Origin of the sequence: Synechococcus sp. CCY9202, from assembly GCF_034931685.1 — a bacterium.
Lineage (GTDB): Bacteria > Cyanobacteriota > Cyanobacteriia > PCC-6307 > Cyanobiaceae > CBW1002.
Genome location: NZ_JAYGID010000098.1, coordinates 1 through 7,825, shown reverse-complemented (window position 1 = coordinate 7,825; position 7,825 = coordinate 1). Strand labels below are relative to the sequence as shown.

The window sequence follows — 7,825 nt, the reverse complement described above, 5'->3', positions numbered from 1 at the left end:
ATGAACTGAGGCAGAGAAAGACTCGGCTGGAACTGGATCCGATTCATGGCCATAGCGATCCTGACCGGTACATGCGTATTAGTCTAGGGGCTGGAAGGGCGCTGACGGAGCTTGCTACCTAATCAAGTTCTTCAATGACAAATGGCTTTCCTTGCCACCCGAGCCGGAACAGAAGGCAATCTCAGATGTCCTGCGAGATATTGATATCGAGATTATCGAGTTAGAAGCAAGAAAGCTCAAGGCCGCTCAGCTAAAGCAAGGAATGATGCAACAGCTCCTCACCGGCAAGATCCGCCTGACATGAAGATCTCCACCATTCTTGACCACATCGACAGCGGCCACATGGCTCTGCCCGAGTTCCAGCGGGGTTACGTGTGGAACCGTGATCAGGTGCGCGGGCTATTCGATTCGCTCTACAAACGCCATCCCGTTGGTGGCCTGCTGGTCTGGGCCACAGAGTCGCAGACCGCCACCCATCGCGGTGATGGCCAGTTAGCCGCTGGTGTGGTGAAGCTTCTGCTCGATGGCCAGCAGCGCATGACCTCCCTCTATGGCGCGGTGCGGGGCAAGCCTCCCAAGTTCTTCGATGGCAACGCCCAGGCCTTCAGCGGGCTCCGCTTCCATCTCGGAGAGGAAGTGTTTGCCTTCTACCAGCCGGTGAAGATGAAGGACGATCCCCTCTGGATCGATGTCACCAACCTGCTCGGTATGGGCAGCGCCGGCCTCGGCCAGCTGGCTGCCGAGTTCGGACAGAACCCTGAGCTGGCCCCACGGGTCGGGGAGTTCATCGGCCGTCTCAGCCAGCTGCTGGGAATCACCGAAATCGATCTCCACATCGAAGAAGTCACCGGCGCCGACAAGACGCTTGACGTGGTGGTGGACATCTTCAACCGCGTCAACAGTGGCGGTACCAAGCTCTCCAAGGGCGACCTGGCCCTCGCCAAGATCTGCGCCGATTGGCCGGAGGGTCGTGATGCGATGAAGGTCAAGCTCAAGGAATGGAGCGACCACGGTTACAGCTTCAACCTCGACTGGCTGCTGCGCTCGGTGAACACGGTGCTCACCGGCGAGGCCAAGTTCCTCTACCTGCACGACAAGAGCACCCCCGAAATCCAGGACGCCCTCAAACGCGCCACCAGACACATCGACACCTGCCTCAACCTGATCGCCGGCCGCCTCGGCCTCGACCACGACCAGGTGTTCTTCGGGCGGTTCGGCATCCCCGTGATGGTGCGCTACCTCGATCAGCGCAGCGGCCCCATGGATGAGGTCGAGCGCGACCGGCTGCTGTTCTGGTTTGTGCAGGCCGGCATGTGGGGGCGCTTCTCCGGCTCCACCGAATCGTTCATTGATCAGGATCTCGCTGCCCTCGAAGGCGAAGGCGCCGGACTGGAGCGTCTGCTGGAGCAGCTGCGCCTCTGGCATGGCGGACTGCGGGTGGAACCCGGGCACTTCACCGGCTGGAGCCTCGGCGCCCGCTTCTACCCCGTGCTCTACCTGCTCACCCGCATGGGCGAAGCCCGCGACTGGGGTACCGGCCTGCCGCTCAAGGCCGGGATGCTCGGCAAGATGAGCCGCCTGGAGGTGCATCACATCTTCCCAAAAGCCCAGCTCTACAAGGCTGGCTACCGCAGACCAGAGGTCAATGCCCTGGCCAACTTCTGCTTCCTCACCAAAGACACCAACATCAAGATCACCGATCGCCTGCCGGAGATGTACTTCCCCGAGATCGAGACAGCCCATCCCGGTGCCCTGGCCTCCCAGTGGATCCCCCCCGATCCAGAACTCTGGAAGCTCGAGAACTTCCGCTCCTTCCTGGAGGCCCGCAAGGCTCTGCTGGCAGCCGAAGTGAACGCCCGGCTGGAGGAGCTGCTCCATGGCGACACCCGCTGGCTGTCCGGCCCCGCGGCCGCCGTGCCGCAACCAGCCACCGAAACGCTGGGCGGCATCACCAGCGAGGAAGAAGAAGCCGAGCTGATCAGTCTCAACGCCTGGATGGGAGTGCAGTCCCTCCCCCTGGGCACCCTCGCTTACGACTTCACCGACCCGGCCACTGGTGAGCAGCGCGCCGTGTTCGATCTGGCCTGGCCAGCCGGCATCCAGGAGGAGCTCAGCCAGCCCGTTGCCGTGCTGCTCAACGAAGAGCCCGCCACCCTGGCCCTGGCCAGCGCCGCCGGGTTCCGCTGCTTTACAAGCCCAGCGGCCTTCCGGTCCTATGTGGAGCGGGAGATCCTCAGCGTGGAGGCAGCAGCATGAGCGGTGGCGATGCTCCGATCTGCAGGATCATCGCCGGCCCCAACGGCGCCGGGAAAACCACCTTCGCGCTCACCTACCTGCGGCAGTTCCCCGACGCCCAGGCCTTCGTCAACGCCGATCTGATTGCCGCAGGCCTTTCACCCCTCAACCCGCAGCAGCAGCTGGTGGCAGCCAGTCGGTTGATGATCACGGAAATCAAAACTCATCTGCAGGCACGCCGCAACTTTGCCTTCGAGACCACCCTCTCCGGACGGGGCTACCTGCGCCTCATCACCCGCATGCGCTTCCTCGGCTGGCGGGTGGAGCTGATCTATCTCGCCCTCCCCTCCCTGGAGCTTTCGATCCTGCGTGTGGCCGAACGGGTGGCCCACGGCGGTCACAACGTGCCGGAAGCCGTGCTGCGGCGACGGTTTCCCCGTAGCCTCCAGCTGCTGCTCAACGCCTACGCCCCAGCGGTGGACCATGTGCTCTGCAACATGAACGGTGGCCCCGACCCGGCGCCCGTCTTCTCCCAGAACGGAGCTGAGCGCACCATCCTCGATCCATGGCTCTACGTCCAACTCCTGGAGCTGGCCCGATGAATCCCGCCCTCTCCCCCAGCGATCAGCAGATCCTCAAAGCTCTCCAGCAGGCCGTGGCCGCCGAGCTGGAGCGCAAGCGCCGCCTTGGCCAGTACGTGGTGACCTGGCAGGACGGCAAGGCCCTGGTGCAGGGGCCTGATGCCCCGCAGCCCTCCGCTGCATGAGCACGCCGGAACGGGTCACCCAGAACCGCATCGTCAAGCTGTTCCGTGAGGAACTGAACTATCGCTATCTGGGGGACTGGAAGGACCGCGCAGGCAACAGCAACATCGAGGAGGAGATCCTCACCGGCTACCTGCAACGCCGTGGCTACACCCCTTTGGAGATCAGCGGGGCTCTGTATCAGCTCCGGATTGCCGCCGACATCAGCCAGGTGGGCCTCTATGAGGCCAATCGCAGGGTCTACTCCCTGCTGCGCTATGGGGTGCAGGTCAAAGCCGCCGCCGATCAACCCACCAGCACCGTGGCACTGATCGACTGGCACAGCCTGGAAGCCAACGACTTCGCCATCGCGGAGGAAGTCACCCTCAAGGGTCCGCAGGAGCGCCGCCCTGACCTGGTGCTCTATCTGAACGGCATTGCCGTGGGCGTGATCGAGCTCAAACGAAGCCGGGTAAGCATCGGTGATGGCATTCGCCAGAACCTCTCCAACCAGCAGCCGCAGTTCAACGCCTGGTTCTTCGCCACCAACCAACTGGTCTTTGCCGGCAACGACACCGAAGGCCTGCGCTATGGCGCCATCCTTACACCGGAGAAGTTCTTCCTCAGCTGGAAGGAAGATGAAGCCGATAACAGCCGTCTGAAGATCGACAAATACTTGCTCAAGATCTGCCAAAAAGACCGACTGATTGAGCTGCTGCGCGATTTTGTGCTCTTTGATGCTGGCATCAAGAAGCTGCCACGGGTGCATCAGTACGTCGGCATCAAGGCGGCCCAGCAACATGTGCTCAACCACCAAGGCGGCATCATCTGGCATACCCAGGGCAGCGGCAAGAGCATTGTGATGGTGCTGTTGGCCCGCTGGATCCTGGCCACCAATCCCCATGCCCGCGTGGTGGTCATCACCGACCGCGACGAACTCGACAAGCAAATCGAAGGCGTGTTCGGTGGCGCGGGCGAAACCATCCAACGCACAAGCAGCGGCAGGGATCTGATGCAGGCCCTGAGCCAGCCCACGCCTCGCCTGCTCTGCTCCCTGGTCCACAAGTTCGGTGTTCGTGGCGTCGATGACTTCGAGACCTTCCTTCAGCAGCTCCAGGCCCAACCCAGTCCAGCGGTGGGCGAGCTGTTCATCTTTGTGGATGAGTGCCACCGCACCCAGAGCGGAAAGCTGAACCGTGTGATGAAGGCGTTGCTGCCGGAAGCGGTGTTCATCGGCTTCACCGGCACTCCCCTGCTCAAGAAAGACAAGGCCACCAGCCTGGAGGTGTTCGGCGGCTACATCCACACTTACAAGTTCAGCGAGGGAGTGGAAGATCAGGTCGTACTCGACCTTGTCTACGAAGCCCGCGACATCGATCAAAGGCTCAGTTCACAGGAGAAGGTGGATCAGTGGTTTGATGCCAAAACCGCCCGTCTTAATCCGTGGCAGCAGCGCGAACTCAAGCGCCAGTGGGGCACCTTGCAGTCGGTGCTGAGTTCCAAAGCACGAATGAATCGGATCGTAGCCGACATCCTCTTTGATTTCTCCGTGCAACCACGGCTGGCAAGTCAACGCGGCAATGCCATCCTGGTGGCCTCCAGCATCCACGAGGCCTGCCGTTACTTCGATCTGTTCAATCAAACTGAGCTCAAGGGCAAATGTGCCGTGATCACCTCCTACGACCCCCAGGCGAAAGACATCACCAAGGAAGAGGTGGGCACAAACACCGAAACCGACAAGCAGTTCATCTACAACACCTACACCAAGTTGCTTGATGGCATCGCAGCCCAGCCGGGACTGACCCGCACGGAAACCTTCGAGGAACAAGCCAAGCAGCTGTTCATCAACCAGCCCGCCCAGATGAAGCTGCTGATCGTCGTGGACAAGCTGCTGACGGGATTCGACGCCCCCTCCTGCAGCGTGCTCTACATCGACAAGTCGATGCAAGACCACGGTCTCTTTCAGGCTATCTGCCGCACGAATCGCCTTGATGGCGACGACAAGCCCTACGGATGCATCGTCGATTACAAGGATCTCTTCAAGAAGGTGGAAAACGCCATTGCGGTGTATTCCAGCGATGCCCTCGACCACACCGCAGGCGGTGTTGATCCCGATGTTCTCCTCCAGGACCGTCTCACCAAGGCGAAGGAGAGGCTGGAGGAGGCGATGGAGCAGGAGGCACTTCTTGCTTTGCCAGTCGCACCTCCGATGGACGAGCTGGCTGTCTTGCATCACTTCTGCGGCAATTCCGAATGCGCTGAATCCCTGCAAGAGCGAGAACCACTACGGATGGCCTATTACAAGGCGGTGGCTGATCTCACACGGGCCCATGCCGCCATTGCCAATGAGTTGGTGGATGCGGGCTACTCAGCGGAGGAGGCCTCCCGCATCACGCGCCAGCGCGACAAGGCACTGGACTGGAGGCAGGTGATACGGCTGGGAGCTGGTGAAAACCTCGACCTCAAGGCCTATGAAGCCGACATGCGCTACCTCATCGATACCTACATTGAAGCTGATCTGTCACGCAAGATCTCTGCGTTCGACGATCTTGGCCTCCTGGAGTTGATCGTCAAGACGGGAGTGGCCGAGGCCATTCAAAAGCAGTTCGGCAAGGGGGCTGCCAATCGCCAGGTCGTGGCCGAAACGATCGAAGGCAATGCCCGGCGCACCATCAACAGCGAGCATGCCAACGACCCGGCCTTCTACGACAGGATGTCGAAGCTGCTTGATGAAATTATCCGCTTTCGCAAGCAGCAGGCTGAAGCCTATGAGGAGTATCTCCGGCGTGTAGCCGACTTAGCTCGCCAGCTAGACAAGAAGACAACAAACGACTCTCCAGCCGCATTGGATTCCGATGGGAAACGTGCGCTCTGGAATAATCTGAATGGCAATCTCGAACTGACACTACGCATCGACAGCACCGTGCGCCAGGTACGACCGGATGGCTGGCGCGGCGTACAGTCCAAGGAACAGTTGATCAAGGCCGCCCTTTTTGGTGTGCTCCAGAACGCGGAAGAAGTGGAGCGACTATTCCCTATCCTCGTAGCCCAGAGCGAGTACTGATGGCCCAGGCTTATCCCAGTCATCAGCTACTGATCGGCGCCCTGTCCGTAGAAGTCACCGCCAAGCCGATCAAGCACCTTCACCTTTCAGTGGTTCCTCCCTGCGGCGCCGTGCGCATCTCGGCCCCTGAGGGGATGAGCACTGACCATGTGCGGGCTTATGCCATCGGCAAGCTCGCATGGATTCGTCGGCAGCAAGCAAGGTTTCAGAAGCAACAGAGAGAAAGTCCAAGGCTGGTCGTTGAGCGGGAATCCCACCACCTCTGGGGCAGTCGGCTGTTGCTGGAAATCCGGAACGTCAAGGCGGCTCCCAAAGTTGAAGTTCACCCCAGGAAACTGGTCTTATTCGTTCGGCCCGGATCGACAGCCGAGAAACGGCAGAGCATTCTCGCTGGCTGGTATCGGAATGAACTTCGAAAGGAAGCCACGATCCTGATTAACAAGTGGCAACAACGACTCAATGTGCAGGCCAACAAACTCTTCATCCAGGCAATGACACGTCAATGGGGGAGCTGCAATCCGGTATCTGGAAATATCCGCTTAAATACCCAACTAGCTCAAAAGCCAAAAGAATGTCTTGACTACGTGGTACTCCATGAACTCGCCCACCTACGCGTACCGAGCCATGGCGAAGAATTTATTGCATTGTTGGATAATTATCTACCAGAATGGGAAGAACGTCGTCGACTACTGAATACCTTGCCGCTTCTCTGCAGCGGATCGTAAACGTGCTTTACTTGGGCAGAATCACCACCCTGACCTCTCTGGCGATCATTCTTTTGACCATCGAGATTCGCGCTGTTTGAGAGGGATAGCTGTTATTGGACAGCTACGCTTCTGAGTTCGATCTCGTGACCTGAAGGGGGCCCGCGCAAGAGTCCTCAGCGTGCGCAGCCGCGCAAGGGCGTTGCAGGCCCGCCCAATGCAGTCATTCACGCCCACCCACACCACAAGCCAGCTCCCTTATCAGCGCCAGCAGGCATAGCCTGTTGATTTCGCTCAGCAAGTGAAGCTGGCACCTGTGGCGCTGTGACGGGACGCCCCACGCGCCGCCTTGCACACATCCCATATCCCCAAATACGTGAGCGATGTGCCTCTGGAGGTGATCAACCCCTGGTAAATCGATACAAAGACGGCTGTTGGAACTCTTCCATCTTGGCCAGCAGGGGCTGAATCCGAGGATGGCTGCGGCAAACCAATACCAGCCCATCTCCGAGCTGCTTGCTAGGTGCTGGAAACCGTTGCAATTCTGCGTGTTCCTGCTGGGTGAGTAGTAGACCATCAAGCAAATCCTGGCGAATCAACTCTGGTGCAGCCCGCAGTGTTTTTCCCTGCAGCCCAACCCAGTGCAGCCAGGAATAGCCTGCCACCCGCTGAGCGTGTTCCGGACGGCCGCCGATCCGCAGCACCCCTGCCTGCCAGCGGTGCAGGGTCATCCCCTTGCGCAGCAGACGAAGGCAGATCGAGTCTCCATAGCGGCGTCCGGGCTGCTGGCGGGGCTGGCGGACCAGGCCCAGATCACGCGCCAGCGTCCGATAGCGGCGGCTCACGGTGGGCTGCGACAAGCTCAGCGCCCGAGCGGCGGCGGTCGTACTGCCAGTGAGCTCCAGGATGTCAAGCAGCAGCAAATCTCGCAGCAGATCCGGAGTTCGGTAAAGGTATCCGTTCAGGGGTCGGGACAGCACGCGGCGAACTTCGTCTCAGCTGAACCCTTGACGGCGCCCTGATTCCCGTTTGCATCTCAGGCAGAGACTGCTTGAGATGGGCGCTCCTCCTGCTGGCAT

The 7,825-nt window shown here is 60.2% G+C and carries 7 protein-coding genes; 6 read left to right on the top strand and 1 reads right to left on the bottom strand.

Annotated elements, in window-relative coordinates:
• Nucleotides 1–151 precede the first annotated feature (151 nt).
• The 6 genes from VB777_RS12805 to VB777_RS12780 are packed head-to-tail and all read left to right on the top strand — an operon-like array spanning nucleotide 152 to nucleotide 6,767.
• Nucleotides 152–304 carry a hypothetical protein gene (locus tag VB777_RS12805; protein ID WP_323249432.1) on the top strand — a complete coding sequence of 51 codons (153 nt, stop codon included), beginning with the start codon at nucleotides 152–154 and terminating at the stop codon, nucleotides 302–304.
• Nucleotides 301–2,256, top strand: a complete 1,956-nt coding sequence (locus VB777_RS12800) for a GmrSD restriction endonuclease domain-containing protein (protein WP_323249430.1) — start codon at nucleotides 301–303, stop codon at nucleotides 2,254–2,256. The genes VB777_RS12805 and VB777_RS12800 overlap by 4 nt, the downstream gene beginning before the upstream one ends.
• Nucleotides 2,253–2,837, top strand: coding sequence for an AAA family ATPase (locus VB777_RS12795; protein WP_323249428.1), 585 nt, complete (start codon nucleotides 2,253–2,255; stop codon nucleotides 2,835–2,837). The genes VB777_RS12800 and VB777_RS12795 overlap by 4 nt, the downstream gene beginning before the upstream one ends.
• The gene (locus VB777_RS12790) at nucleotides 2,834–3,001 is read left to right on the top strand and encodes a hypothetical protein (RefSeq protein ID WP_323249426.1); all 168 of its coding nucleotides are present in this window, start codon (nucleotides 2,834–2,836) and stop codon (nucleotides 2,999–3,001) included. The genes VB777_RS12795 and VB777_RS12790 overlap by 4 nt, the downstream gene beginning before the upstream one ends.
• Nucleotides 2,998–6,042 carry an HsdR family type I site-specific deoxyribonuclease gene (locus tag VB777_RS12785; RefSeq protein WP_323249425.1) on the top strand — a complete coding sequence of 1,015 codons (3,045 nt, stop codon included), beginning with the start codon at nucleotides 2,998–3,000 and terminating at the stop codon, nucleotides 6,040–6,042. The genes VB777_RS12790 and VB777_RS12785 overlap by 4 nt, the downstream gene beginning before the upstream one ends.
• A complete protein-coding gene (locus tag VB777_RS12780; RefSeq protein ID WP_323249423.1) occupies nucleotides 6,042–6,767 on the top strand; it encodes a SprT family zinc-dependent metalloprotease in 726 nt (241 codons plus the stop codon). The genes VB777_RS12785 and VB777_RS12780 overlap by 1 nt, the downstream gene beginning before the upstream one ends.
• 380 nt (nucleotides 6,768–7,147) lie before the next feature.
• Here the strand turns inward: VB777_RS12780 and VB777_RS12775 are convergent, their stop codons facing one another.
• Nucleotides 7,148–7,726: a LysR family transcriptional regulator gene (locus VB777_RS12775; protein WP_323249421.1), complete on the bottom strand. Its 579-nt coding sequence runs from the start codon at nucleotides 7,724–7,726 to the stop codon at nucleotides 7,148–7,150.
• Nucleotides 7,727–7,825: the final 99 nt, after the last annotated feature.